At 57.5% G+C, this 24,732-nt stretch carries 23 protein-coding genes; 17 read left to right on the forward strand and 6 right to left on the reverse strand.

The window, feature by feature from the left end:
- Positions 1-23: 23 nt before the first annotated feature.
- Complete coding sequence (locus KIN_RS08915; RefSeq protein ID WP_159806138.1) at positions 24-464, forward strand: NUDIX domain-containing protein; 441 nt, start codon at positions 24-26, stop codon at positions 462-464.
- A 17-nt stretch (positions 465-481) separates the two neighbouring features.
- Here KIN_RS08915 and KIN_RS08920 read toward each other — a convergent pair whose 3' ends face one another.
- Positions 482-1,795, reverse strand: coding sequence for a SpoIIE family protein phosphatase (locus KIN_RS08920; protein ID WP_243144875.1), 1,314 nt, complete (start codon positions 1,793-1,795; stop codon positions 482-484).
- Positions 1,796-1,922: 127 nt separating this feature from the next.
- Between KIN_RS08920 and KIN_RS08925 the strand changes: the two genes are divergently transcribed.
- The gene (locus tag KIN_RS08925) at positions 1,923-2,246 is read left to right on the forward strand and encodes an Hpt domain-containing protein (protein WP_159806140.1); all 324 of its coding nucleotides are present in this window, start codon (positions 1,923-1,925) and stop codon (positions 2,244-2,246) included.
- Here the strand turns inward: KIN_RS08925 and ilvA are convergent.
- Positions 2,238-3,497: a threonine ammonia-lyase IlvA gene (ilvA, locus tag KIN_RS08930; RefSeq protein ID WP_159806142.1), complete on the reverse strand. Its 1,260-nt coding sequence runs from the start codon at positions 3,495-3,497 to the stop codon at positions 2,238-2,240. The two genes, KIN_RS08925 and ilvA, sit on opposite strands and share 9 nt — an antisense overlap.
- A 142-nt stretch (positions 3,498-3,639) precedes the next feature.
- Between ilvA and KIN_RS08935 the strand changes: the two genes are divergently transcribed.
- The 3 genes from KIN_RS08935 to KIN_RS08945 all read left to right on the forward strand — a co-directional run bounded on the left by KIN_RS08935 (position 3,640) and on the right by KIN_RS08945 (position 7,191).
- The gene (locus KIN_RS08935) at positions 3,640-4,866 is read left to right on the forward strand and encodes an argininosuccinate synthase (RefSeq protein ID WP_159806144.1); all 1,227 of its coding nucleotides are present in this window, start codon (positions 3,640-3,642) and stop codon (positions 4,864-4,866) included.
- A gap of 183 nt (positions 4,867-5,049) precedes the next feature.
- A complete protein-coding gene (locus tag KIN_RS08940; RefSeq protein ID WP_159806146.1) occupies positions 5,050-6,129 on the forward strand; it encodes a YjgN family protein in 1,080 nt (359 codons plus the stop codon).
- The gene (locus KIN_RS08945) at positions 6,130-7,191 is read left to right on the forward strand and encodes a M48 family metallopeptidase (RefSeq protein ID WP_159806148.1); all 1,062 of its coding nucleotides are present in this window, start codon (positions 6,130-6,132) and stop codon (positions 7,189-7,191) included. It begins immediately after the preceding gene.
- On the opposite strand, the gene KIN_RS08950 is transcribed toward KIN_RS08945, so the two are convergent.
- Complete coding sequence (locus KIN_RS08950) at positions 7,192-7,479, reverse strand: YggT family protein (RefSeq protein ID WP_159806150.1); 288 nt, start codon at positions 7,477-7,479, stop codon at positions 7,192-7,194.
- 133 nt (positions 7,480-7,612) lie between these two features.
- On the opposite strand from KIN_RS08950, the gene KIN_RS08955 reads away from it, so the two are divergent.
- The 4 genes from KIN_RS08955 (at position 7,613) to KIN_RS08970 (ending at position 11,382) form a co-directional block, all read left to right on the forward strand.
- Positions 7,613-8,143: an acyl-CoA thioesterase gene (locus KIN_RS08955; RefSeq protein WP_159806153.1), complete on the forward strand. Its 531-nt coding sequence runs from the start codon at positions 7,613-7,615 to the stop codon at positions 8,141-8,143.
- An 88-nt stretch (positions 8,144-8,231) separates the two neighbouring features.
- Complete coding sequence (locus tag KIN_RS08960; RefSeq protein WP_159806155.1) at positions 8,232-9,671, forward strand: MFS transporter; 1,440 nt, start codon at positions 8,232-8,234, stop codon at positions 9,669-9,671.
- Positions 9,653-10,519 (forward strand): penicillin-insensitive murein endopeptidase, encoded by an 867-nt coding sequence (mepA, locus tag KIN_RS08965; RefSeq protein WP_159806157.1) that lies wholly within the window; start codon positions 9,653-9,655, stop codon positions 10,517-10,519. Before KIN_RS08960 ends, mepA begins: the two co-directional genes overlap by 19 nt.
- Positions 10,516-11,382 (forward strand): esterase-like activity of phytase family protein, encoded by an 867-nt coding sequence (locus KIN_RS08970; protein WP_159806159.1) that lies wholly within the window; start codon positions 10,516-10,518, stop codon positions 11,380-11,382. Before mepA ends, KIN_RS08970 begins: the two co-directional genes overlap by 4 nt.
- Here the strand turns inward: KIN_RS08970 and KIN_RS08975 are convergent.
- Entirely contained in the window at positions 11,379-12,194 is an 816-nt protein-coding gene (locus KIN_RS08975) for an LOG family protein (protein ID WP_159806161.1), read from the reverse strand. The genes KIN_RS08970 and KIN_RS08975 overlap by 4 nt on opposite strands.
- Positions 12,195-12,279: 85 nt before the next feature.
- Between KIN_RS08975 and dapD the strand changes: the two genes are divergently transcribed.
- The 8 genes from dapD to typA all read left to right on the forward strand — a co-directional run bounded on the left by dapD (position 12,280) and on the right by typA (position 21,716).
- Entirely contained in the window at positions 12,280-13,107 is an 828-nt protein-coding gene (gene dapD, locus KIN_RS08980) for a 2,3,4,5-tetrahydropyridine-2,6-dicarboxylate N-succinyltransferase (RefSeq protein WP_159806163.1), read from the forward strand.
- 154 nt (positions 13,108-13,261) lie between these two features.
- Positions 13,262-14,008, forward strand: a complete 747-nt coding sequence (locus tag KIN_RS08985) for a MipA/OmpV family protein (RefSeq protein ID WP_159806165.1) — start codon at positions 13,262-13,264, stop codon at positions 14,006-14,008.
- A gap of 60 nt (positions 14,009-14,068) precedes the next feature.
- The gene (locus tag KIN_RS08990) at positions 14,069-14,401 is read left to right on the forward strand and encodes a DUF8846 family protein (RefSeq protein WP_159806167.1); all 333 of its coding nucleotides are present in this window, start codon (positions 14,069-14,071) and stop codon (positions 14,399-14,401) included.
- 16 nt (positions 14,402-14,417) lie between these two features.
- Positions 14,418-15,566 (forward strand): succinyl-diaminopimelate desuccinylase, encoded by a 1,149-nt coding sequence (gene dapE, locus KIN_RS08995; RefSeq protein ID WP_159806169.1) that lies wholly within the window; start codon positions 14,418-14,420, stop codon positions 15,564-15,566.
- 1 nt (position 15,567) lies between these two features.
- Complete coding sequence (locus KIN_RS09000; RefSeq protein ID WP_159806171.1) at positions 15,568-16,152, forward strand: TIGR04282 family arsenosugar biosynthesis glycosyltransferase; 585 nt, start codon at positions 15,568-15,570, stop codon at positions 16,150-16,152.
- Between the two features lie 9 nt (positions 16,153-16,161).
- On the forward strand, positions 16,162-18,408 hold the full coding sequence (gene rnr / locus KIN_RS09005; RefSeq protein ID WP_159806173.1) for a ribonuclease R: 2,247 nt from the start codon (positions 16,162-16,164) through the stop codon (positions 18,406-18,408).
- A gap of 109 nt (positions 18,409-18,517) precedes the next feature.
- Positions 18,518-19,813, forward strand: a complete 1,296-nt coding sequence (locus tag KIN_RS09010) for a lytic murein transglycosylase (protein ID WP_174239108.1) — start codon at positions 18,518-18,520, stop codon at positions 19,811-19,813.
- An 82-nt stretch (positions 19,814-19,895) separates the two neighbouring features.
- Positions 19,896-21,716 (forward strand): translational GTPase TypA, encoded by a 1,821-nt coding sequence (gene typA, locus KIN_RS09015; protein WP_159806177.1) that lies wholly within the window; start codon positions 19,896-19,898, stop codon positions 21,714-21,716.
- 36 nt (positions 21,717-21,752) lie between these two features.
- Here the strand turns inward: typA and yaaA are convergent, their stop codons facing one another.
- Positions 21,753-22,547, reverse strand: a complete 795-nt coding sequence (gene yaaA, locus KIN_RS09020) for a peroxide stress protein YaaA (RefSeq protein ID WP_159806179.1) — start codon at positions 22,545-22,547, stop codon at positions 21,753-21,755.
- A 57-nt stretch (positions 22,548-22,604) separates the two neighbouring features.
- Positions 22,605-24,644, reverse strand: a complete 2,040-nt coding sequence (gene recQ, locus KIN_RS09025; RefSeq protein WP_159806181.1) for a DNA helicase RecQ — start codon at positions 24,642-24,644, stop codon at positions 22,605-22,607.
- Between the last annotated feature and the right edge of the window lie 88 nt (positions 24,645-24,732).

Below are 24,732 nucleotides of genomic sequence, written 5' to 3' on the forward strand. Positions count from 1 at the left end.
AGGACGCATAACGGGGTTGTGTCATGATCAGACGGTTTGGCGAAGCGCCTATCCCACAACAGCGCTATGGCCACAGGCCGGGTGCCTACGCGATCATCGAAAAAGGTGGCGATTTGCTGGTCACGCATCAAGCTGCACCTTATCCGGAGGTCCAACTTCCGGGCGGTGGAATTGATCCCGGCGAAAGCCCGTTACAGGCGCTACATCGCGAGGTCGAGGAGGAAACCGGCTGGATCATTTCGGTGCCACGTAGGCTTGGCGCCTTCCGGCGGTTCGTATTCATGCCGGAATACGACAAGTTCGCGGAAAAGGTCTGTCATATCTATCTCGCCAAAGCGGTCTATGCCCGAGGTGCCCCGACAGAGGCTGGTCATATGGCGCTTTTCATGCCGCCTTCGGTCGCCGTAGAGGTGCTGGCAAACTCGGGTGATCGTCACTTCGTCAGGCAGCTTTTCGGGGTTTGATAATCTTTGCTGGCAGATCAGGCGGCGTGGGCAGAGACTGGTCCGTCGTAGTGAAACACCAACGCTGAGATATCGTCATCGAAGTCTGCGTCACCGCGGAATTTTTGAAGATCCCACATTATGTCATTCAGCATTTCCGATCCTGCGTGCTCGGAGTGCGCCTGTAGAATTTCGATGAAACCGGGCTCATCCAGCATGTCACCCTTCGCATTCTCGCACTCTGTGATGCCATCCGAGTAAAGGACCAACCTGTCACCTGGCGTGAGCTGTGCTTCAAAGCTCTCATACTCTGCGCCCGCGACCAACCCTATGGGAAGGCCACCGCTGCCAAGCAGGTCGGCGCTCTTGTCTGAATGCACGACAATCGGTGGCGGGTGACCGGCCTGAACACAGGTCATCTTGCCGGTGCTGAGATCCAAAACCGCCAACGCAAAAGTAAAGTAAAGTTCTGTGTCGAGCTCACGCAGGAGTATCTCGTTGAACCGCGCAGCCGTATCCGCCGGATCTCTCGCCACAAAACCGCCGGCCTTTGTTTCCTGCAAAGCAATGTTCTGCTTGGGATTCAGTCCAGACAGGTAGCCAGCGAGCCGCGCGGTCATCAGTGCTGAGCTGACGCCGTGCCCCGAGACATCAAGCGAGAACAGACCCAGGTGGGTTGATGAGATTTGGAAGTAGCCGACCAGATCGCCACCCACATGCCCGCTGGGCTGCAGGATCATTGCGATGTTGCCTTCGTCCAGCGCCACGTCGGTTTCACGTACCAGCGACTGCTGCAGTTTGCGGGCCTCGATCAGGTCCCGGTCGAGACTGTCGTAAAGCTTCTGAATGGCTTCCAGCGCGTCGTTGACCATCCGGTTTTTTTCGATCAGCTGCGCGTGCATGGTCACGATCCGCTCACCAGCCTTCAGGCGCGCTTTCAATTCCCCAAAGCTCACCGGCTTGGTCAGAAAGTCGTCTGCGCCTGAGTTGAGACCCTCAGCCACCTCGCGTGTTTCGCCCTTGCTTGTCAGAAGAATGAAGTAGCCGTAGCTGCTGCGCTTCATTTGACGAAATTTCTGGCAGAACTCTGGTCCGTCCATGCCAGGCATCATCCAGTCGCTTACGATGATCGAAAAATCATGGTGCTTGCAAAGCTCCAGACCCTCCGGGCCGCTTTCCGCCTCAAAGACCTCGTAACCCCATTTTCTGAGGCCCGTGGACAAAAGTTTGCGCTGCATACGGCTGTCATCCACGACCAAAACCTGTTGCGGCGTCGCAGGGTCGGCCGCAAAGGTATCGTCCCAGTCAGACGGGATTAAAGGGTCGCTGTGCATCGCGTTGGTCATGGTCATTCTTTTGGCGTTTGCCGTTTAAAAAGGTGTGAATTCGCTCATCGAAGCGCGTAAAAGTTTAACAGTAAGAGATCGTTAACTATTGGATCGCTATCTGCACCGATGTACGTTGGTTTTGGACCCCGCGATGATTGATTGGGCACGTGTCGAAGAGCTGATCAGTGATCTGGGCAAGGATGACTTTCGTGAGATCGTCGATATGTTTCTCAGCGAAGTCGAGGACCGTATAGAAGGTCTGGATCAAAGTGATCACACTCAGTTTCTAGAGGATCTGCATTTTCTGAAAGGCAGCACAAACAACCTTGGTTTCACTGCTGTTGGCGTAATGTGCGTGTTAGCCGAAAATGCCCCCAAACCTAACAGTGCCGCTGAGATTAGCGATTGCTACCAGAAGTCCAAACAGGCCTTCATGCTCGGTCTGGATCGTATGAGTATCACCCGCTCAGATTAGAAACTCCGCCAGAATCTCGTCGTTCGTGATGTCGCGATGATCGAATCCGGCGTTCGTCATTGCGACGGTCAACGCCTCGAACTTCGCGGCGTCATCGGTTTCGATCCCAATGAGCACAGTGCCGTAGTTGCGGGCCGACTTCTTCAGATACTCAAAGCGTGCGATGTCATCGCTTGACCCCAAAAGCGCGAGGAAATCTTTCAATGCGCCGGGCCGCTGCGGCATCCGAAGTATGAAGTACTTCTTGCGGCCCGCATAGCGCATGGCCCGTTCCTTCACCTCAGGCAGCCTTTCAAAGTCGAAATTGCCGCCTGATGTCACGCAGACAACAGTCTTGCCTTCGATCTGACTGCGCAGTTCTGGCAAGATGTCCAAGGCGAGCGCCCCGGCCGGTTCCAAGACGATGCCTTCTACGTTCAGGAACTCGATCATAGTGGCGCAAATCCGGTCTTCCGGCGCTGTCAAAACATGGGCGGGTGGAACATCGCGAAGATGTTTGAAGGTGTGCTGCCCCATGCGCGCGACAGCGGCGCCGTCCACGAATGTATCAACCGCGGGCAAGCTAACAGGCGTCCCCGCGGCAAGGGCGGCGGTCAGGCTGGCCCCGCCCGCAGGCTCTACAAATCGAAGCTCCGTCGAGGTTCCCCTCGCGCGCAGGTACCGGGCCACGCCAGCGGACAGGCCGCCACCCCCGACCGGTAAAATGATCATGTCGGGTGCCTGCCCGAGCGCATCCAGGATCTCCAGCGCGACGGAGGACTGGCCTTCAATCACATCGGGGTCATCGAATGGCGCCAGAAAATGCCCGCCCTTAGCCGCGCAATGTTCTTGGGCCGCGGCCAGGGTCTGATCGAAATAGTCTCCTGTCAGGCGAATGCCGACTGACGACCCGCCGAAGGCCCGGGTCTTGTCGATCTTCTGTCCGGGCGTTGTCACCGGCATGAAGATTTCCCCCTGCACACCGAAATGCCGGCAAGCCACGGCGAAACCCTGAGCATGATTGCCCGCACTGGCACAGACGAAGTGGTTCTGGTCGGGATGCGCATCTCGCACTTTGCGCATTGCATTGAAGGCGCCTCTGATCTTGTAGGACCGCACTGGCGACAGGTCCTCGCGCTTCAGATAGATCTTCGCGCCGTAGGTCGTGCTGAGAAAGTCGTTCAGTTGTAGCGGTGTCGGCTCAAAGAGGCTGCGCATATGCCGGGTGACGGCTTGGGTGGTCTCCAGCACGTCTTGGGGCGTTTGTCTCATCAATGATCAACCTTGGCGATGCAAAGAGGTCCAGTCTCAATTGATGGCCCCCGCAGGTCAACCGCGCGATCCGCAGCGCCTTGCGTCCTTTTGGCAGAGGAGGTATCGCCGCATAAATCGAAAAGTCTGTGGAGCTTGCCTGATGTCTACCGCCCCCAAGAAAGTTGTCCTTGCCTATTCGGGTGGTCTCGACACCTCCATCATCTTGAAGTGGTTGCAGACCGAGTACGGCTGCGAGGTCGTCACCTTCACCGCGGATCTGGGACAGGGCGAAGAGCTTGAGCCTGCGCGCAAGAAAGCCGAACTGCTGGGGATCAAACCAGAAAACATCTTTATCGAAGACGTGCGGGAAGAGTTTGTCCGCGACTTTGTCTTTCCTATGTTTCGGGCCAATGCGCTTTACGAAGGGCTCTATCTTCTGGGCACCTCCATCGCGCGTCCTCTGATTTCCAAGCGGCTGATCGAGATTGCGGAAGAAACCGGCGCGGATGCCGTGGCCCACGGGGCGACGGGAAAAGGCAACGATCAGGTGCGGTTCGAACTCAGCGCTTATGCGTTGAACCCCGACATCAAAGTGATCGCGCCATGGCGGGAATGGGATTTGTCCAGCCGGACGAAGCTACTGGAATTTGCGGAGCAGAACCAGATCCCAATCGCAAAGGACAAAAGGGGCGAAGCACCATTCTCGGTGGATGCCAACCTGCTGCATACGTCGTCGGAAGGGAAGGTCCTCGAAGATCCCGCAGAGATTGCCCCTGACTATGTGTATCAGCGGACCGTCCACCCCGAAGACGCCCCAAATGAGGCCGAACTGATCGAGATCGGATTTGAGCAGGGGGATGCTGTCTCGGTCAACGGTGACGCGATGTCACCCGCAACGGTGCTGACGAAGCTCAACGAGTTGGGTGGCAAACACGGGATTGGCCGCCTTGACCTGGTCGAGGGCCGGTTTGTCGGAATGAAGTCCCGCGGCATCTATGAAACCCCCGGCGGAACGATCCTGCTAGAGGCCCACCGTGGAATCGAGCAGATTACCTTGGACCGGGGTGCCGCGCATCTGAAGGATCAGTTGATGCCGCAATATGCCGAACTCATCTATAACGGTTTCTGGTACAGCCCGGAGCGTGAGATGTTGCAGGCGGCAATCGACAAGTCACAAGAGCACGTGACCGGCACGGTGCGTCTGAAGCTCTATAAAGGTTCGGTGCGGACGGTGGGTCGCTGGTCCGATCATTCGCTCTACTCCGAAGAGCATGTGACGTTTGAGGACGACGCCGGGGCATACGACCAGAAAGATGCGGCAGGCTTTATCAAGCTGAACGCGTTGCGGCTTCGTCTTCTGGCGATGCGTAGCCGCCGCATGAAGTGAAGAAGACCGGATACGCGATCCATTGCGTTGGCGTATCTGTCACAGTTGATCGCACATTGTGTGTTACGCGCGGGTTTTGACATTTTTCTGCCCTTTTCCCCGCAAACAAGCGCGTCTGTGCGAGATTGGCGTAGAATGCGGTAGATCTCCCCTATTGTAGATCTAATTGCGAGACGTCGGATTATGCGTGACACTTATGATGCAGCCCCAGCCAGACAAGCGGAACCTGTAAGCTTTGAGTTTCGGGGCAAAGCGGGCGAATGGTTTGGAATTTGGATTGTAAACCTTCTGCTGAGCATAGTGACGCTTGGCATCTACTCTGCTTGGGCAAAGGTCCGAACAAAAAAGTACTTCTACAACCACACTTACGTCGCGGGTCGGAACTTCGACTACCATGCGACGGGTATGCAAATTCTGATCGGGCGCCTGATCGTTGTTGCGGCTGTGGTTGTGTTTCAGCTTGCATCGAGCCTTGATCCGATCATCTCACTTGTTCTGATCCTCGCGCTTGTGGTCGTGTTTCCTTGGCTCATCGTGCGCTCCATGATGTTCAATGCGCGGATGTCCAGCTTCTCCAACGTACGCTTCAACTTTCTAGGTGGCGTTGGACAAGCCTTTCTGGTCTTTCTGATTTATCCAATCCTGACCGCACTGACACTCTACACGACGTTCCCGCTGCTGGACCGGGCGGTAAAGCGTTTCTCGATCAACAACCACCGGCTCGGCACCGCCAAGTTCGAGATGGAAGCTCCGATCTGGCCTTTCTACAAGGCGATGCTTTTTGCTGCTTTGTGGGTGCTGGCCGTTGGCGTGGTGGCCGTAGCACTGACCGGATTTCAGCTGGCGAACCTTTTTTCGCTTGGTGACGTTGAAGACGACCCGGTTGCGATCTTCACGATCATCGGCCTGTTCTACCTAATGTTCTTTCTCGCGTTTTTACCTGCGGCCTTCATGTATCAGGCAATGACCCGGAATGTCGTCTACAACAGCACCGAGCTTTCGGGCGGCCACCGGTTCCATTCGAACGTAACAACTCTGCGCCTGATGTGGATTGCCGTGTCCAACGCAGTAATCGCGGCGGTTACGCTTGGCCTTATGTTGCCTTGGACCCAAGTGCGCCTTGCGAATTATCTCGCCAATCATACCTATCTTCTGCCGGGCGGATCACTTGATGATTTCGTCGGACGGCAGGTGGATGAGGGCATGTCTGTGGGTGAAGCATATTCTGACCTTGAAGGGATTGATGTGGGACTGCCGATCTAGATGACCGACAGAGAAACCACGTATCTGCACATTCGGATGAAGGGGCGGGCCTTCGCCCTTCATAGCTCTCGCGAGATACCTTGTGAGCTTTTTGTGTCAGACAGCGGTCGCGCGGTTTTGACATCGGAAGACGGCGCGACGGTCGAAGATGTGGCCGCCGAAGATCTCGATGTCGCATCGCCTTTGGGGTCCGCGCCGCGTCGGATCACATTTCCGGGCGGACTGGTGTTCGAGACAAGTGACCATGACGCTGTCACGCAGCTGACCGGTGCCACACGTGGCGGTTTGCTGCATCACTATGAGCAGTTCAGCCCACGCCTTGTGGGGGTTATTGCCGCCGCAGTGCTGTCGGTCTGGATCATCTGGCGCTATGGTCTCGATATTCTGGTGACAGCAGCCATTGCACTGACGCCCCCCATACTCGTCGATCAGATTGATCGCGGCACCCTGAAAACTATTGATCTTACCATGGCCGAGACCAGCACGCTGGATGACGCCGAGCGCGATCGGGTTGAGCAGATTTTCCGAACCTTGCTGGACGATCTACCCGCGGATCAGCGGGAAAAACACGATTTCACCCTTCTGTTTCGCTCAATGCCGGATGTGGGTCCGAATGCCTTTGCCCTGCCCGGTGGGACCGTGATCATGACCGACCAATTTATTGAGGAGTTTCCGGGCCGCGATGTGCTGGCGGGTGTCCTTGGTCATGAACTAGGCCACGTGGTGGAGCAGCATGGTCTGCAGCAGACCTACAGGTCGCTGGGCGTTTTTATCCTGATTGCGTTTCTTGCGGGTGACACCGGGCCGATCCTTGAAGATGTCCTGCTTGAAGGCAGCCTTCTGTTGTCACTCTCCTATTCCCGCAGTCACGAAACCGCTGCGGACGAGTTCGGGCTGGCCTTGAGCCACCGCGCAGGGTTTGATCCCGCAGGCCTCGCCGTCTTTTTTGAGAAGATCTCGGAAATGGGGGAAGGTCCGCCAGAATGGATGTCGACGCATCCTGCGAATGAGAACCGCATCGAGGCAATTGAGACCTTTATCGAAACGCTGGACGCACCCTGATCAGATAAACAGCGCGGCGTTGTTTCGCAAAATGATCTCGATCGCGTAGACACCGAGAAGTGCCACGATCGGGCTTAGATCAAGGCCACCCATATTGGGCATGAACCTGCGGATCGGGCCATAGATCGGCTCCAGCAGCCGATTCAAGCCATCCCAGATTTGCGCGACGATGGGCTGGCGCAGGTTCAGGACCTGAAAGCTCAACAGCCAACTCATGATGAAGTGAACGAAGATCACCGTCTTTACGACGCTCAGAACAAGCATCAGAATCTGGAAGAGAGATGTCATAGGTGTGCTCCGTTGTGACCGCAGTCTAGGTAAGGCGCTCCGATGCCCTGTGCAAGCCTGACCGTGACGTGAGGTTGCGGTTGACCCCGGGAAGAAGAGGCGCGTCATAGAGCTCACGTTGGAGATCAGACCCATGTACCCAGTCATCAGGCTCGCCAAGGAATTTTTTTTGTTTCGCAATGCGGAACCGTTGGGCGTATTCGACACCCACGTGTCCCATCATGTCTGCTGGCCATGGGATCTCGATCTCTGGATGGAGCTGAACAACGGGCGAACCCTGACGATCTACGATTTGGGGCGGTTGCCCTTCGCCAAGCGCACCGGGCTTGTCGATGTGTTGCGCCGAAAGCGTTGGGGGCTGACGATGGCAGGGGCCTCTGTTCGCTATCGCAGGCGGGTCCGGATGTTTGAAACGATGGAGATCCGGTCAAAGGCGCTCTGCTGGGATGAACGTTTTATTTACCTTGAACAGAGCATGTGGGTGAAAGGCGCTCCAGCATCGAGCATCCTCTATCGATCTGCTGTCACCGGCAAGGATGGGATCGTGCCGCCATCGCAAGTGGTTGAAGAGCTTGGCCACGATATCCGCTCACCCGAACCGCCGCTTTGGGTGGCCGAGTGGATCAAAGCAGAGGCACATCGTCCATGGCCGCCAAACCCGTGACGCTCAGGTTTACTTTAGGTAAGTTATTCCTTGCCTCCACAACGAAACTGAACGATATAGTTTACACGGCATGGAGTGAGTTTTCGTGATGGGCGTAACGCGTAGCAGCGCGGCAGATTCGGTTTATGAACGCCCTCTCAAGAAGCGTATCGTCGGTTGGATGATGTTCGACTGGGCAAGCCAGCCTTACAACACCTTGTTGCTTACTTTTATATTTGGTCCATATTTTGCCGATATCGTGAGCAATTCCCTGATGGCGGACGGCCTCTCGCCGCAACAGGCCAAGGCAGATGCCCAAAGCCTTTGGGGGCTGGGGCTCACGATCTCTGGCCTGCTCATTGCTCTCGTTGCACCGATTTTGGGTGCTGTTGCGGACCGAACCGGTCGGCGCATGCCCTATATCAGGGTTTTCTGCGTCCTTTATATCGTTGGCGCCGCAGGTCTATGGTTTGCCGTTCCGGATGCGATGAACTTTGGGCTCATGCTGGGGTTCTTCATCCTTGGGCTAATCGGGATGGAGTTCGCAACAATCTTCACCAACGCGATGCTTCCCGACCTCGGCCCTAAGTCGGAAATTGGCCGCATCTCCGGCTCTGGCTGGGCCGTTGGATATCTTGGTGGGCTTGTCGCATTGGTCGTGACACTGTTTTTTTTCGCGGAAAACAACGAGGGCCGCACGCTCATCGGTATTGCGCCCATTCTTGGCCTTGATCCCGAGATGCGCGAGGGCACCCGGTCCGTTGGGCCCTTCGCCGCGATCTGGTTTGCACTGTTCATGATCCCGTTTTTCCTGTGGGTTCGCGAAGATCCCGTAAAGCCGGTTGTCCAGGAGAACGCGATACAAGAAAGCCTGCGTGGGCTTGTGCGGACCATCAAACGGCTGCCGGAAAGCCCCAGTCTTGCGGCCTATCTGGCCTCGTCTATGTTTTATCGGGACGCGCTGAACGGCATGTATACCTTCGGCGGCCTCTATGCCGGTCTGGTTTTGGGCTGGTCCATCGTGGATATCGGCAAGTTCGGGATCGTGGCGATTATCTTCGGTGCGATCTTTGCCTGGTTCGGTGGGCGCGCTGACAAGAAGTACGGCCCGAAGCCCGTTATTCTGATCTCAATTATCTTCCTGATCATCGCCGCTATCTCCATCGTTTCGATATCGCCGACCACCGTGCTTGGGATGTCCGTCACCGAGGCACCGGTACTTGCGGGTCAGTCCGCGAGCGACGTGGCGTTCTATCTGTGCGGGGCTTTGGTTGGCGCTGCCGGCGGTGTGATCCAGTCCGCCTCACGTACGATGATGGTCCTTCAGGCAAACCCCGATCGCATGACCGAGGCTTTCGGTTTGTATGCATTGGCCGGCAAAGCGACGTCTTTTCTGGCACCAGCACTCATCTTTATCACGACCGAGCTGACCGGAAGCTCAAGAATTGGCGTTTCACCCGTCATCGGGCTCTTTCTTTTAGGCCTTGTCCTGCTAATCTGGGTAAAACCGGACGGCGAGGATAAGGCAGTATGGACCTCCGCACCCTAGGCATCGCGCTGATTTTCAGCGTCTGTAGCAGTACGTTTGCCGCGACGGCTGAACCGCTTGCAAAGACACTTTTCGGCGCAAAACGCGCGGCCTCTCAGCAAACAGCAAAATCCCACGGCAGCTACAGCCGCGGATGTGCCGCGGGGCTCGTTCAACTGCCCGAAAGCGGTAAGACATGGCAGGCGATGCGCCTGTCACGCAATCGCAACTGGGGCCATCCTGAGTTAATTGATTTCGCCAAAGACCTCAGCCGTAAGGCGGACAAGCTCGGCTGGGCTGGCCTGTATTTTGGTGACTTTTCCCAACCGCGCGGCGGGCCGATGTTGACCGGTCACAGATCCCATCAGATTGGTCTGGACGCCGACGTCTGGTTGTACCCTGTGTCCCGCGTCAATCTCACGAAACGGCAACGCGAGAACATCTCCGCCGTTTCCATGCGGCGTGCCAACGGCGCATATGTGAACAAGAACTGGACCCGGACGCACCATGAGATCGTAAAGGCGGCCGCGAAAGACAAGCGCGTCGCCCGGATCTTTATTTTTCCAGGCGCAAAGGTTCAGATGTGCAAGGATGAGCGCGGCAACAGAGATTGGCTGCGCAAGGTAAGACCGTGGTGGGGTCATCACTATCATTTCCACGTGCGGCTGAAATGTCAGCGTGGTTCATCCAACTGCGTCAACCAGGCAGCACCGCCGCCCGGTGATGGATGCGCGGATGCGCAACGCTGGGTGAACGAGATTCTGAACCCGCCGCCCCCACCGAAAAATCCCGCCCCCGCCAAGCCACGCCGAGAATATGTTCTTGCGGACCTGCCGCAAGCCTGCACAGGTGTTCTGTCCTCCAGATGATCCGCCTTCTTGCGATCTTTCTCACCCTCGCCGGTTCGGCTGGGGCGCAATCGCTCGAGTTCGTCAGCCGGTTTACATGGCGCTCGGATCAGGCCGAGTTCGGTGGGTTTTCATCTTTGGAATTGTCTCAGGATGGGACCAGTTTCTACGCCACCTCGGATAAAGGAATATTCGCTGAAGGCCGGTTGGAGCGGCGACGCGGCCAGTTGGTTTCTGTGCGGGAGGGGCGCCTGACGCCAATAAAAGGCTTGAACGGCAAAGAAATCCTGTCATGGCGCAGTGATGCAGAGGGGTTGGCCGTCGCCCCAAACGGGGTGCTCTTTGTTTCCTTTGAAGGTCAACATAGGATCCTGTCCTTCGCATCAACCTCCGCCGCGCCGCGCCGCGTCCCGTCTGCCCCGGCCTTCCTAAGGATGCAAAAGAATTCCTCGCTGGAGGCGTTGGCGATTGATGAGAATGGCGCACTCTATACGATGCCAGAGCGGTCAGGCGATCTAAATGTCCCATTCCCCGTTTTCATTTTCAAGAACGGCCAATGGCTCAATCCAACGGCGGTCGGCAGAAGCGACGGGTTTTTGCCCGTCGGCGCCGATTTCGGGCCGGACGGCCGTTTTTATTTGTTGGAGCGAAATTTCCACGGCATTGGCGGGTTTTCTTCTCGTGTGCGCAGCTTCGCGGTCGCCAGAAATCAGTTCGTGGATGACAAGACACTTCTTGTGACGACGCCAGGGACCCATGACAATCTTGAAGGCATCGCCGTCTGGAAAACTGACGCCGGTGGATTACGCGTTACCATGATTTCCGACGACAATTTCCGCTTCTTCCAGCGCACAGAGTTTGTGGAATACCGACTGGTGCCTTAGCTGCCTTCGCGGTCGATAATGGCAATGGCGTCTTCTGCTGTTTCCACGAAATGGAAGAGCGATAGATCCTCTTCCGAGATCGTGCCTGCATCTGACAGCGCCTCCCAATTGATGATCTTGCGCCAGAACGCTTCCCCAAACAGAAGAAACGGAAGCCGTTCCATCCGGCCGGTCTGGATCAGGGTCAGTGCCTCAAAAGTTTCGTCGAGCGTTCCAAAGCCACCAGGGAAAACCGCAATGGCCCGCGCGCGCATCAAAAAGTGCATTTTGCGGATAGCGAAGTAATGGAAGTTGAAGCAAAGCTCGGGTGTCACGTAGCTGTTGGGTGCCTGCTCATGGGGCAAAACGATGTTGAGACCGATGGATTTGCCGCCTGCATCCAGTGCGCCACGGTTTCCAGCCTCCATCACTCCGGGACCACCGCCTGTCACGATCACATTACTAAGGCCACCATTGGCATTGGAACGTTCGGTCATGAGCCGCGCAAAGGTGCGGGCCTCGTCATAAAAGCGCGACAGGTCAGCCAGAGTTTCAGTGCGGGCTGTGTCTTTCTCGGCGGGCGCGGGGATGCGCGCGCCACCGAACATAACGATGGTGCTTTCGATGCCCGCCTCGTTCATCATCATCTCGGGCTTCAGTAGTTCAAGTTGCAATCGCACGGGGCGCAACTCATCCCGGCACAGGAAATCATTATCCGCAAACGCAAGCGCATAGGCCGGGGACCGCGTCTGCGGCGTATCCGGCACCTCACTTGCGGTTTCAACGTCTTGCCGCGAATAACGGAACGGGTGCTTGCGGTTGTCGTCTTTCATGATCGGCTCCGATCGTTGCGCCTGGGTCTGCGACCGTCTATAGGCAGCGCGACGATCGCGCCAGCCATGAAGTGAGGACAACCCCATGTCGAATGCCCAGCTTGAAACTGCCATCGAAGCCGCTTGGGACGCGCGCGACACAATAACACCAGCCACGACGGGTGAGACGCGGGAAGCCATCGAAGACACACTCAACGCTTTGGACGGCGGCACACTTCGAGTTGCCGAAAAGCAAGGCGATGGATCGTGGCATGTGAACCAATGGGCCAAGAAGGCAGTGCTTCTTGGCTTCCGGATCAAGGATATGGAACAGCAGGACGGCGGGCCACAGGGCGGCGGCTGGTGGGACAAAGTCGACAGCAAGTTTCTGGGGTGGGGGGACAACCAGTGGAAGGCTGCAGGCTTTCGCGCCGTTCCCAATTGCGTGGTCCGCAAATCCGCATTCATCGCGCCGGGCGTTGTGCTGATGCCATCATTCGTAAACCTCGGCGCGTATGTTGATGAGGGCACGATGGTCGATACGTGGGCAACGGTCGGCTCCTGCGCGCAGATCGGGAAGAATGTGCATCTTTCCGGCGGGGTTGGGATCGGCGGTGTGCTTGAACCGATGCAGGCTGGACCAACCATCATCGAGGACAATTGCTTTATCGGGGCGCGGTCCGAGGTCGTCGAAGGCTGCATTGTGCGCGAGGGCAGCGTGCTTGGGATGGGTGTTTTCATCGGCCAATCCACAAAGATTGTCGATCGGGAAACGGGCGATGTCATGTACGGCGAAGTGCCGCCGTATTCAGTCGTTGTTGCGGGCTCCATGCCGTCAAAGAACAACGTCAATCTCTACTGCGCGGTTATCGTGAAGCGCGTTGACGAACGGACGCGTTCCAAAACAGGCATCAACGAATTGCTGCGGGACTAAGGTCTCTGACGTCGTGATCTAGACGCCAAAGACACGCGGTTTTTTGCCGGATTTCGGCCTTATGAAACTGTATGCGTATTTCTCTGGTCTGTACTGCCCCGCCGGGCGTAACAGAATGCAGAGGTTCAATATTTGGCAGGACAGGATCATTGCAATGAAACGCGCGCACCTTTTGGCTTTTCCCCTTTGTGCAGCATGTACGACATCAGCCGTTTTGGCTCAGGATGGTCAGCAGGGATTTAGTGCCGGTTTGGCCGTCGGTGTTTCGACCAATCCCTATATTGGTGAGGATAATGATGCGTCGCCGTTCCCGCTCATCCGCTATCAGGGCAACGGTTTTTCCGTTGGGACAACCGGGGTCTTTATCGACGCGTTTTCGACGCCCGTATCAAAACTCGAATTTGTCGCCACGCCACGGTTTACGGGTCTGGAAGATCCCGATGCAGACGAGTTGAACGGAATTGATCGCGACTTCACCGTCGATGCGGGTTTTAGATTTACCTATGACGTGACGCCCGGCACCGAACTTGTGACCACAGTTTTGCAGGAGGTCACCGGCGAGCATGACGGCCAGGAACTGCGCGTCAGCCTGTCTCGCAGTTCTGACGGGTTCGGTTTTCCGCTGAAAGGCACCGTGGGTGTAAGTTGGAAAAGTGAAGACCTTAGCGAATATACCTATGGCGTGTTCGCGTCCGAGGCCCGCGGCGGGCGAGACGCCTACTCGCCCGGCTCTACGCTCACACCGTTTGTTGGGCTCAGTTCAAGCATTCCCCTGTCGCAAAGCGCCGTTCTGATCGGTGGCGTACGGGCCGAATTTCTGGAAGACGACATTTCAGACAGCCCGATCGTAGATGAAGATGTGATCTTCGGGGCAAGTATCGGCGTTCAGTTCTCGTTCTAGGACGCGCCGTGCATGTTGGCGCGTCTTGACTGACGTCAGCGCGCCCGCTACCGCCGCTGCATGAAAAAAGAGAAAAAGCAGCACCACGTTTTTACCCTTCTGATTGAAGTGGGGCGAAAAGATGATGATGGTCTTCCCGAGACTGCGACGGGTGCTGCGCTGATGTGCTATGCCTCCGGCGTGGATGAAGCGGAAGCTGTGCGCGAAACCGTAGCTCTGCTCAAGCAGGCAGGGCTCGCTCCCCTTGATGTATCTGGCTACGGATCGTTGGAAGATCGCCGGGCCGAGGGTCATGACATCAGCGTCGAAGAAGAAGCGTTAATGCAGCGCGCGCTCGCGGAAAACTCGGTTGTGGTCGCACAGACCACCGCCTTCTATGCAGACAAGTCCTGAGAAATCGGAGCGTTTTATGAACACCCCCGTTGATCCCGTTCAATTGACTGCTGATCTGGTCAAATGCCCCTCCGTCACACCGGTCGAAGGCGGCGCTTTGCAGCTTTTGCAGGATCGTCTGTCCAGCGTCGGCTTCGAATGCACGCGTGTGGACCGGGGCGGCATCGCGAACCTCTTTGCCCGCTGGGGTGACCGGGGCCATGCACGCAGTTTCGGCTTCAACGGGCATACGGATGTTGTGCCGCTGGGTGACGAGGCCGCGTGGTCCGTGGCCCCTTTTGGCGCTGAGAGGAAGGATGGCTGGCTCTACGGACGTGGTGCCACGGATATGAAATCCGGTGTCGCTGCATTTGCGGCGGCTGCAATTGATTTCGTGCGGGACACCCCCCCTGACGGAGCCGTTATTCTGGCGATTACAGGGGATGAGGAAGGCGATGCGCTCGACGGAACGGTCGCACTGCTGGATTGGATGTCAGAGCAGGGCGAGGCCATGTCTGCCTGTCTGGTTGGCGAGCCGACATGTCCCGAGCACATGGGCGAAATGATGAAAATCGGGCGGCGTGGGTCCATGACCGCTGAGTTCATAATCCGTGGTGTTCAGGGGCATTCCGCCTATCCGCACCGGGCGCGCAACCCGGTACATGCGACGGCCCGGCTGGCCGATCGTCTCGCGTCAAAGGTTCTCGACACCGGGACTGAGCATTTCGATGCATCTACCTTAGCCGTGACGACAATCGACACCGGCAACCCGGCCAATAACGTCATTCCGGCCGAAGCCCGAATGACGGTGAACATCCGGTTTAATGACGCCCATAGCTCGACCTCTTTGAGCGAATGGCTGGCTGAAGAGGTTGAGATCATCAAAGCGGAGACGGGCGTTGATGTTGAGACCGCAACCAAAGTCTCTGGCGAGAGCTTTCTTACGCCGCCGGGCCCGCTCTCTGACCTGATCGCCGCGGCGGTGGAGGCAGAGACGGGTATGAGGCCTGGGCTTTCGACATCGGGCGGCACATCTGACGCGCGGTTCGTCAAGGATCATTGCCCGGTGGTTGAGTTTGGTCTTGTCGGCAAAACTATGCACCAGGTGGACGAGCGCGTAGAGATCGCGCAAATCGTACAGCTTAAAGCGATCTACTCCCGTATCCTGAAGAGCTATTTCGCCTGAGATGCGACCTACTCTTGTCGTCATGTTGAAAGAGCCGCGTCCAGGTCGGGTGAAAACGCGTTTGGGCCGGGATATCGGCATGGTCGGCGCGGCGTGGTGGTTCCGCCATCAGACGGCCCGGCTTTTGCGGCGATTGCGGGATCCAAGGTGGGATCTCGTGCTGGCCGTCGCACCGGATGCCGAAGGGCGCGCCAGTCGCGTCTGGCCCCGCGATCTGCCGCGTTGGCCTCAGGGACAGGGGGATCTGGGGCAGCGCATGGCGCGCGTGTTTCGCGATCTTTCTACTGGCCCCATTTGCATCGTCGGGTCGGATATTCCGGATATCAAACCTCACCACATCAATGCGGCCTTCAAAGCGCTCGGGGCGTCCGATGCAGTGATAGGTCCAGCCCCCGATGGGGGCTATTGGCTTATCGGTTTTGCGGTGGGGCGTCCCCTTCGCGCGGCTGTCTTTGATGCTGTTCGCTGGTCGAGTGAACATGCGCTGGCGGATACGGTGCAGGCCCTGAGCGGTCGTCGCGTCGCATTTATCGACCCGTTGCATGATGTAGATACTGTGGATGACCTGCAGCCCCGCGCATGTTAAGCGCTGCAAATGAGCAGTATTCCAACCAAAGATGAAGTCCTCGCTTGGATTTCAGATCATCCCACGCAAACTTCCAAACGTGACATCGCCAAGGCGTTCGGCATCAAGGGCGCGGCGCGGATCGATCTCAAACGTATCCTGAATGAATTGGCGGACGAAGGGCACCTTCAGAAGCGGCGCAAGACGTACCGCGATGCCGACGCTTTGCCGCCGGTCAGCGCGTGCCGCGTGGATCAGGTTGACGAAAACGGTGACCTGTTTCTTGAGCCAGTCGAATGGTCTGGGGAAGACGCGCCGCCGAAAATTCTGTTTATCCCGAAACGAACCGATCCCGCGCTTGGGGTCGGGGATCGCGCGCTTTACCGGCTCGCGAAGGTGACCAATGAGGATCACGCCTACGAGGCCAGGCTTATCCGGCGCATCGGGGATGGTCCGTCAAAGATACTCGGACTCTTCAAGAAAACAGCTGAGGGCGGACGGATCATACCGATCGACAAAGGTGCCGATAAGGAATGGCGCGTTCCGCCCGGTGCGATGTCCGGCGCCAAAGACGGAGAGCTTGTTGAAGCAGAACAAACCGGACCCAAGGCCCGGATGGGACTGCCGCAGGCCCGTATCGTTTCACGATTGGGTGACCCCGGCGCAGCGCGGTCGGTCTCACTGATTGCAATCCACCAGCACGGTATACCCGACGCGTTTCCGGATGAGGTGATCGCCGAGGCCGAAGCGGCGGAACCTGTTCAATTGGGCAAAAGAACCGATCTGCGGGATATGCCACTTGTCACCATCGACCCGGCCGATGCGCGGGACCATGACGATGCGTGCTATGCTGAGGCCGATGACGACCCGAAGAACCCTGGCGGTCATGTGCTCTGGGTGGCAATCGCGGACGTCGCACACTACGTGCAGCCCGGATCGGCACTGGACCGAGAGGCCCGCAAACGCGGCAACTCCACCTATTTCCCCGACCGGGTCGTGCCGATGCTGCCGGAGGCGCTGTCGGGTGATCTGTGTTCTCTACATGAGGGTGTGGACCGGGCTTGCGTTGCAGTCCGCATGGTCATCGATGCCAAGGGTAAAAAACTGTCTCAGACGTTCATGCGCGGGCTTATGCGGTCCCCGGCGTCGCTGAATTATGAAGAGGTCCAAGCGGCTTTTGATGGCGCGTCGAATGATAAAACTGCCCCGTTTCTGGATTCTGTGATCAGACCGCTCTACGCGGCATATCGGGCGTTGGTGACTGCACGGGCATCCCGCCAACCGCTCAATCTGGACCTGCCCGAACGGCGGATTGCGTTGAATGAGGCAGGGCGCGTCATATCCGTTGCGTTCCGGGACCGACTTGATGCGCATAAGCTGATTGAGGAATTCATGGTGCTGGCCAATGTTGCCGCCGCCGAAACATTGAACGAGAAAAAATCCCCACTGTTGTTTCGCGTCCATGAAGAGCCTAGCCCGGAAAAGCTGGAAAGTCTGCGCGAGATTGCGACGGCCAGCGGCTTCGTTCTGGCCAAGGGGCAGGTCCTACAGACGCGGCACCTGAACCAGCTTCTGTCACAGGCGGCGAACACCGAACATGCGGAGTTGATGAACATCTCCGCATTGCGCTCCATGACACAGGCGTATTACGCGCCGGAAAACTTTGGGCATTTCGGTCTGGCTCTTCGCAACTACGCACATTTCACCTCGCCCATTCGCCGGTATGCGGATCTGATCGTCCACCGCGCGCTTATTTCAGCCCATGGCTGGGGGAATGACGGATTGGATCCTGCGGAAATTGAGCGGTTGAAGGAAACCGGTGAACTGATCTCGGACACTGAACGCCGGTCCATGGTGGCCGAACGGGACACGACCGACCGCTATCTGGCCTCGTTTCTAGCCGACCGGGTCGGCACAGAATTCGAAGGCCGCATTTCCGGCATCGTGAAGTTCGGGGTGTTCGTAAAACTGGATGACAGCGGCGCGGATGGACTTGTGCCCGTCAGTACGCTGGGTCGGGAATACTTCGTGCATGACCGGGATGCGCAGACGCTCACGGGCGAACGCTCCGGCGCGACGCTCAGCTTGGGGCAACGTGTTCTCGTGCGCCTCGCCGAAGCGACCCCTGCGACCGGCGGGCTGACGCTTGAACTTTTGGAGCTCGATGGCAAACCGCTGCCCAACACCGGAGCCCCCCGGCGGGCTGGGACGCGCCGCAAGCTTATCAAAAACCGCGAAAAGGGCGCCAAACTGAAGAAAAAGGCGCGCCGCCGCTAAGATAGAGATAATCGCAGCGCTTGGGTCAAACGGGCTTTATGGAAGAGCCTCAACGCGCTATTCTCTGACCAAAATAATGAACCGAATTTGGTCAGAGCAGGTGAGTATCATGAAATTCATTGCAGTCTTCTGCGCATTTACACTCGGCGCGTCCCAAGCATTGGCGGTCGATTTTTCCAAGCGTCCTATCCTTCGGCCCGACGTAAAAGAGGTCAGAACTATTATGCCCTTGCAGCGTCCTTACCGGGCGACCGAAGCAGCGCCGGTCGTTCAGGTCGCCAACAACCCGTCGGGGTTCACGCAGTGGGTGTCCCGCTTCAAATCGCGCGCGCGCGCTCAGGGGATCAGCAGCGCAACCTTCGATCGGGCGTTTCAGGGCGTGCGCTATGACGCGGACGTCATAAAGCGGGATCGCAATCAGTCGGAATTTACGAAGACGCTTTGGGACTATCTCGACAGTGCCGTCAGTGCGAGCCGAGTGAAAAATGGCAAAGCTGCCCTGCGCGAACACAAAGCGACGCTTGATCGGATCGAAGCAAGATTTGGCGTGGATAAGGAAGTGGTGACGGCGGTCTGGGGTCTGGAAAGTGCCTATGGTGCCGTGCGCGGGGACAAGGATCTTATTGGGTCGCTGGCGACGTTGGCCTATGACGGCAGACGCGGCAAATTCTTCGAAAGTCAGTTGATTGCAGCATTGAAAATCCTTCAGTCCGGCGACGTGGCCCCCCGCAGCATGACGGGCAGCTGGGCGGGTGCGATGGGTCATACGCAGTTTATCCCGACCTCCTACCTTGCCTATGCGGTTGATTTCACCGGCGATGGCAAACGCGATATTTGGTCGGACGATCCCACGGATGCGCTGGCCTCCACGGCGGCGTATCTGGCGCGGTTCGGGTGGGTGAAGGGTCAGCCTTGGGGGGTCGAGGTAACTGTCCCGCGCGGGTTCAACTACGCCTTGGCCAGCCGTGAGATCAGAAAATCCCCGGATGGCTGGGCGGCGCTTGGGATTCGCGGCGTAGATGGTCGCCCTGTGCCGAACTACGGCAGTGCATCAATTCTGCTTCCGGCCGGTGCAAACGGCGCAGCGTTCATGATCTTCAAGAATTTTAGCGTGATCGAGCGGTACAACACTGCAGATGCTTATGTGATTGGCGTGGGTCATCTCTCGGACCGGCTGAAAGGTGGCAGCAAGATCCAGGCAAACTGGCCACGGGGCGACCGGGCCCTGACTTTTGCCGAACGTAAAGAACTTCAGCAGCGTCTGACCCGTGCGGGCTTCAACACTCAGGGGATCGACGGACGTATCGGTCCGCGGACAATTGAGGCCGTGCGCAGCTATCAGCGGTCTGTCGGCATGGCGCCAGATGGCTATGCGTCCCTGTCGATCCTGAAAAAGCTTCGTTAACGCCGCAGTGCCGCATAAAGGGTGGCTATTCAGTCAGTGATCGGGTAGGCCGCGCGCAACACCCCTGTAAAGGCTGACTGATATGGACCTTCGCAATATTGCGATCATCGCGCACGTTGACCACGGCAAGACGACCCTCGTCGACGAGTTGCTCAAACAATCCGGCTCGTTCCGAGAGAACCAAGCCGTCGCGGAACGCGCGATGGACAGCAACGATCTGGAGCGCGAGCGGGGTATCACGATCCTCGCCAAAGCGACATCCGTCGAGTGGAACGGGACGCGGATCAACATCGTCGACACCCCCGGCCACGCCGATTTCGGCGGCGAGGTGGAGCGCATCCTGTCCATGGTGGACGGCGTCGTTCTGCTGGTGGACGCTGCCGAAGGTCCCATGCCTCAGACCAAGTTCGTCACGTCGAAGGCTCTTGCGTTGGGACTTCGCCCGATCGTTGTCCTGAACAAGGTCGACAAGCCGGACGCTGAGCCGGATCGCGCGTTGGACGAGGTGTTTGACCTCTTTGCCAATCTGGGTGCGGACGACAATCAGCTTGATTTTCCAGCGATGTATGCGTCCGGCCGCAGTGGTTGGGCAGATGTAGAGCTGGACGGGCCGCGAAAAGATCTGTCGGCACTGCTTGATCTGATTGTGGACCACGTGCCCGCACCGGCCCAGGTCGAAAAACGCGATGAACCATTCAAAATGCTGGCGACGACGCTCGGATCGGATCCGTTCATTGGCCGCATCCTGACCGGCCGCGTCGAAAGCGGAACGCTCAAAACCGGTGAATCGATCAAGGCGTTGAGCCGGGATGGCGAGCGAATCGAACAGTTCCGCGTGACCAAGATTCTTGCCTTCCGGGGATTGTCTCAGGTTCCGATTGATGTGGCCGAGGCAGGTGACATTGTGTCTTTAGCGGGCATGGCGAAGGCTACGGTGGCCGATACGCTGTGTGCCGTTGACGTGAACGACGCACTGCCCGCACAACCCATTGACCCCCCAACAATCACCGTGACCTTCGGGATCAACGACAGCCCGCTTGCCGGGAAAGACGGTAAGAAAGTCCAGTCGCGCGTGATCCGTGAACGCCTGATGAAAGAGGCCGAGTCCAACGTCGCCATTCAGGTGACAGATACCCCGGGTGGTGAGGCGTTCGAGGTCGCGGGCCGCGGCGAATTGCAGATGGGCGTTCTCATTGAGAACATGCGCCGGGAAGGTTTTGAGCTATCGATTTCCCGCCCACAGGTGCTGTTCCGTACCGTTGATGGTCAACAGATGGAGCCGATTGAAGAGGTCACCATTGACGTTGATGACGAATATTCCGGCGCTGTAATTGAAAAAATCACTGGGACGCGGAAGGGTGATCTGGCCGAGATGAAGCAGGCTGGCGCGGGCAAAACCCGCATCATCGCTCATGTGCCATCACGCGGACTGATCGGCTATCACGGTGAATTCCTGACCGACACGCGGGGAACGGGCGTCTTGAACCGGGTGTTTCACGAGTGGGCCCCGCACAAAGGGCCTATTCCGGGCCGCCGGGCGGGCGTTCTGATCTCTATGGAAAACGGGGTTTCCGTGGCCTATGCGATCTTTAACCTTGAGGATCGGGGTAAGTTCTTCATCGGTGCGCAGGAAAATGTTTATCAGGGCATGATCATCGGTGAACACAGCCGCGAGAATGATCTGGAAGTGAACCCCCTTAAGGGCAAAAAGCTGACCAACGTCCGGGCTTCTGGAACGGATGAAGCTGTACGTCTGACAACGCCAGTGAAGATGTCACTGGAAGAGGCGATTGCGTATATCGACAATGACGAGTTGGTTGAGGTGACGCCGAACGCCATTCGTTTGCGCAAGCGTTATCTTGATCCTCATGAACGGAAACGTCAGTCGCGTGCTGCCAGCTGATTTGAGCGCGGGCTGTCTGTTCAGCCCGCTGCTGCTTTAAGACGCATTTCGCAGGGCTTGTGTGCTTGTGTCTGCACGTAGAAATACTGGTCGTCCGGGCTGGGACAAATGTGGCTGATGCGCATACCCGGCTAGATCGAATGCCAGAAGATCATCCGGGTCGCGCAGCCGGTTTTGGACTACGAATCGTGCCATCGCGCCCCGCGCTTTCTTTGCACAGAAGCTCACGATCTTTGGCCCGCCCGGCTTGTCCTCTAGAAAAACCGGCGTCACGACATCCAGTTCCAAAGCGTCGAGGTCGACCGCACTAAAATACTCCTGACTGGCGCAATTGACCAAGACGGTGCTTCGCGTCGCCTCGGCCTGCTCGTTCAAGGCATTTGAAATCGTATCGCCCCAGAATTCGTACAGCGATTTGCCACGTTTCGTACGCAGCCGACTGCCCATTTCCAAACGATAGGGCTGAATCGCATCAAGCGGGCGCAACAAACCATAGAGCCCGGACAGGATACCGAGATGGTCTTGCGCATAGGCGACCTCATCTTCATCCAATGACCCGGCATCAAGGCCCGTATAGGTATCCCCTGCGAAACTGAAAATCGCGGGCTTCGATGGAAGTGCACCCGTTATTTTGAAGTTCTGAAATCGATCCGCGTTCAAGCGCGCCAGATTTGCAGAGATGCTCATCAGCTTTTGAAGATCATCAACCGAAAGGGTCTTTGCCGTCTCAACCAACTCTGCGGCCTCAGCCTTAAAAATTGGGCGTGTCGCATCCCAAGGACCCGCGTCCGACATGTCCAGCTTCTTGGCCGGCGAGATCACTGTGAGCATTGCATTATCCCTTTACATCTGCGTCTTGAGATAGTCGTTTTGCGGGCGCGTTCCAGCTCAGGCGTCGCTCAGCACATCGATAAAGGCGGATCCAAACCGCTCTGCCCGGCGTTCGCCCAGCAACCGTGTCATCGTGCTTTGGTCCTTGGGCTTCGTCTCCGCGACCTTCGCCAAAAGCGCCGCGGAGCAACTCATCGGTTTGCCCAGCCCATCGCATCCTCGGGCGAGCTCTGCCTGCACCTCAAGAAGCCGATCGTAAAGCGTTGCCGCCGTGCGGCCTGCCAATTTGCGTCTGGCGGGGTGAGAGGTCTCGACCGTGTCGCCAGTGATCACTTCAAGAAATGCCGTCCCAAAATTCTCCAACTTCTTCGTTCCAACGCCGCCGATCCGCGCAAATTCGTCAAGGGTCGTCGGACGGGTCTCCGCCATCTCAATCAGCGTTTTATCGTTGAAGATAACGTAGGCGGGCACGCGGGCCGCTTCTGCTAACGCCCGGCGCTTGGCCTTTAGGGCAGAGAGCAGTGGTGCGTCTTCTTCACTGACCAAAGCTTTGACGGCGGGCCTACGCTCCCCTTTTTTTATTGTATCTTTGCGCAGAGTGATCGTTGCCTCATCGCGCAAGATGGGGCGCGCCGCATCAGTCATTCGAAACGCGCCATGCCGTGCAGGGTCGGGTCGAATGAGGTCATGCCCCATCATTTGGCGAAAGACCGCTTGCCATTGTCGCTTGTCATACTCTTGCCCGACGCCAAAGGTCGGAAGCGCGTCATGCCCCCGTTCGCGCACCTTTTCGGTGGTGTTGCCGATGAGAATATCGGTCAAATGTCCCGCGCCGAAGTATTCGCCCGTCCGCAAGATCGCCGACAGCGCCTTGCGTACTGCGACGGTCCCATCGAAGGTTTCAGCGGGCTTCTCGCATAGATCGCAATGGCCGCACGTCACCTCGGTGTCGCCAAAGTAGCCCAACAGCACCGTGCGCCGACACGCGAGCGCCTCTGCCAGACCGAGCAGCGCATTCAAGCGCGCGTGGTCGGCTGCCTTGCGGTCATCACTGGCCAGGCTTTCGTCAATCTGTTGACGGCGGAAGCGAATATCGTCAGCGCCATAAAGGGTAAGTGTCTCAGCGGGTGCACCGTCCCGCCCTGCACGCCCGATTTCCTGATAATAGCCTTCTATCGTCTTCGGCATATCCGCATGCGCGACCCACCGTATGTCTGGTTTATCGACGCCCATTCCGAAGGCAATGGTGGCAACGACGATCAAGCCGTCCTCGCGACTGAAGCGTGCCTCGACCTCGCGGCGGGCATCTGCATCCATCCCACCGTGATAAAAACACGCCGTATGACCCGCATCATTCAGCGCGCGGGCCAGCGTTTCGGTCTTTGCCCGCGTCCCACAATAGACGATCCCGCATTGACCTTTCCGCGCAGCCGCGAAGTTCAGTATCTGCGCGCGTGGCGAATTCTTGACCTGAAACGCAAGATGAATGTTCGGCCGATCAAACCCTTGTAAGAAAGTCTTTGGCGCTTGTCCGTCAAACAGGCGGTTCACGATCTCCGCCCGTGTTTCCACATCTGCTGTTGCAGTGAATGCGGCCAATGGCACATCGAGCGCGCGACGCAGGGCGCCTATCCTTAGGTAGTCAGGGCGGAAATCGTGCCCCCATTGGCTCACGCAGTGGGCCTCGTCCACTGCAATCAGCGTGGCGTTGGCCCTGCGCAGCAGGTCAACAGTCGCGCCAGATGCCAAACGCTCCGGCGCCATGTAGAGCAGTTTTAGCGTGCCGGAGCGGAGTGCAGTCAGAACCTCATCCGTCTCGGCATCCGTATTGCCTGATGTAAGCGCACCTGCGGCAACACCTGCTGCTTTCAAAGCGCGGACCTGATCGCGCATGAGGGCAATGAGCGGGGAAATAACAACCGTCAAACCATCCCGCGCCAAGGCCGGGATCTGAAAGCAAAGCGACTTGCCGCCACCGGTTGGCATGATGGCCAATGTGTTCTGACCGGCGCAGACGGCCTCAATGATTTCGAACTGTCCCGGTCTGAATTCATCAAAGCCGAAAACATCAGACAATAGCTGGGAAGGGTCGAACATTGCCGCCTGTCGCTTTATTGATTTACTCGATTTTGATGGAGCATCCCATATTGCCCATAGATGAACAAGTCAGCTTCACCACCATATC

The organism is Litoreibacter roseus (assembly GCF_009811795.1).
Lineage (GTDB): Bacteria > Pseudomonadota > Alphaproteobacteria > Rhodobacterales > Rhodobacteraceae > Litoreibacter > Litoreibacter roseus.

Coding starts and splice junctions, on each gene's coding strand:
- KIN_RS08915 (WP_159806138.1), top strand. CDS start 24: ATGATCAGACGGTTTGGCGAAGCGCCTATCCCACAACAGCGCTATGGC.
- KIN_RS08920 (WP_243144875.1), bottom strand. CDS start 1,795: ATGACCATGACCAACGCGATGCACAGCGACCCTTTAATCCCGTCTGAC.
- KIN_RS08925 (WP_159806140.1), top strand. CDS start 1,923: ATGATTGATTGGGCACGTGTCGAAGAGCTGATCAGTGATCTGGGCAAG.
- ilvA (WP_159806142.1), bottom strand. CDS start 3,497: ATGAGACAAACGCCCCAAGACGTGCTGGAGACCACCCAAGCCGTCACC.
- KIN_RS08935 (WP_159806144.1), top strand. CDS start 3,640: ATGTCTACCGCCCCCAAGAAAGTTGTCCTTGCCTATTCGGGTGGTCTC.
- KIN_RS08940 (WP_159806146.1), top strand. CDS start 5,050: ATGCGTGACACTTATGATGCAGCCCCAGCCAGACAAGCGGAACCTGTA.
- KIN_RS08945 (WP_159806148.1), top strand. CDS start 6,130: ATGACCGACAGAGAAACCACGTATCTGCACATTCGGATGAAGGGGCGG.
- KIN_RS08950 (WP_159806150.1), bottom strand. CDS start 7,479: ATGACATCTCTCTTCCAGATTCTGATGCTTGTTCTGAGCGTCGTAAAG.
- KIN_RS08955 (WP_159806153.1), top strand. CDS start 7,613: ATGTACCCAGTCATCAGGCTCGCCAAGGAATTTTTTTTGTTTCGCAAT.
- KIN_RS08960 (WP_159806155.1), top strand. CDS start 8,232: ATGGGCGTAACGCGTAGCAGCGCGGCAGATTCGGTTTATGAACGCCCT.
- mepA (WP_159806157.1), top strand. CDS start 9,653: ATGGACCTCCGCACCCTAGGCATCGCGCTGATTTTCAGCGTCTGTAGC.
- KIN_RS08970 (WP_159806159.1), top strand. CDS start 10,516: ATGATCCGCCTTCTTGCGATCTTTCTCACCCTCGCCGGTTCGGCTGGG.
- KIN_RS08975 (WP_159806161.1), bottom strand. CDS start 12,194: ATGAAAGACGACAACCGCAAGCACCCGTTCCGTTATTCGCGGCAAGAC.
- dapD (WP_159806163.1), top strand. CDS start 12,280: ATGTCGAATGCCCAGCTTGAAACTGCCATCGAAGCCGCTTGGGACGCG.
- KIN_RS08985 (WP_159806165.1), top strand. CDS start 13,262: ATGAAACGCGCGCACCTTTTGGCTTTTCCCCTTTGTGCAGCATGTACG.
- KIN_RS08990 (WP_159806167.1), top strand. CDS start 14,069: ATGAAAAAAGAGAAAAAGCAGCACCACGTTTTTACCCTTCTGATTGAA.
- dapE (WP_159806169.1), top strand. CDS start 14,418: ATGAACACCCCCGTTGATCCCGTTCAATTGACTGCTGATCTGGTCAAA.
- KIN_RS09000 (WP_159806171.1), top strand. CDS start 15,568: ATGCGACCTACTCTTGTCGTCATGTTGAAAGAGCCGCGTCCAGGTCGG.
- rnr (WP_159806173.1), top strand. CDS start 16,162: ATGAGCAGTATTCCAACCAAAGATGAAGTCCTCGCTTGGATTTCAGAT.
- KIN_RS09010 (WP_174239108.1), top strand. CDS start 18,518: ATGAAATTCATTGCAGTCTTCTGCGCATTTACACTCGGCGCGTCCCAA.
- typA (WP_159806177.1), top strand. CDS start 19,896: ATGGACCTTCGCAATATTGCGATCATCGCGCACGTTGACCACGGCAAG.
- yaaA (WP_159806179.1), bottom strand. CDS start 22,547: ATGCTCACAGTGATCTCGCCGGCCAAGAAGCTGGACATGTCGGACGCG.
- recQ (WP_159806181.1), bottom strand. CDS start 24,644: ATGTTCGACCCTTCCCAGCTATTGTCTGATGTTTTCGGCTTTGATGAA.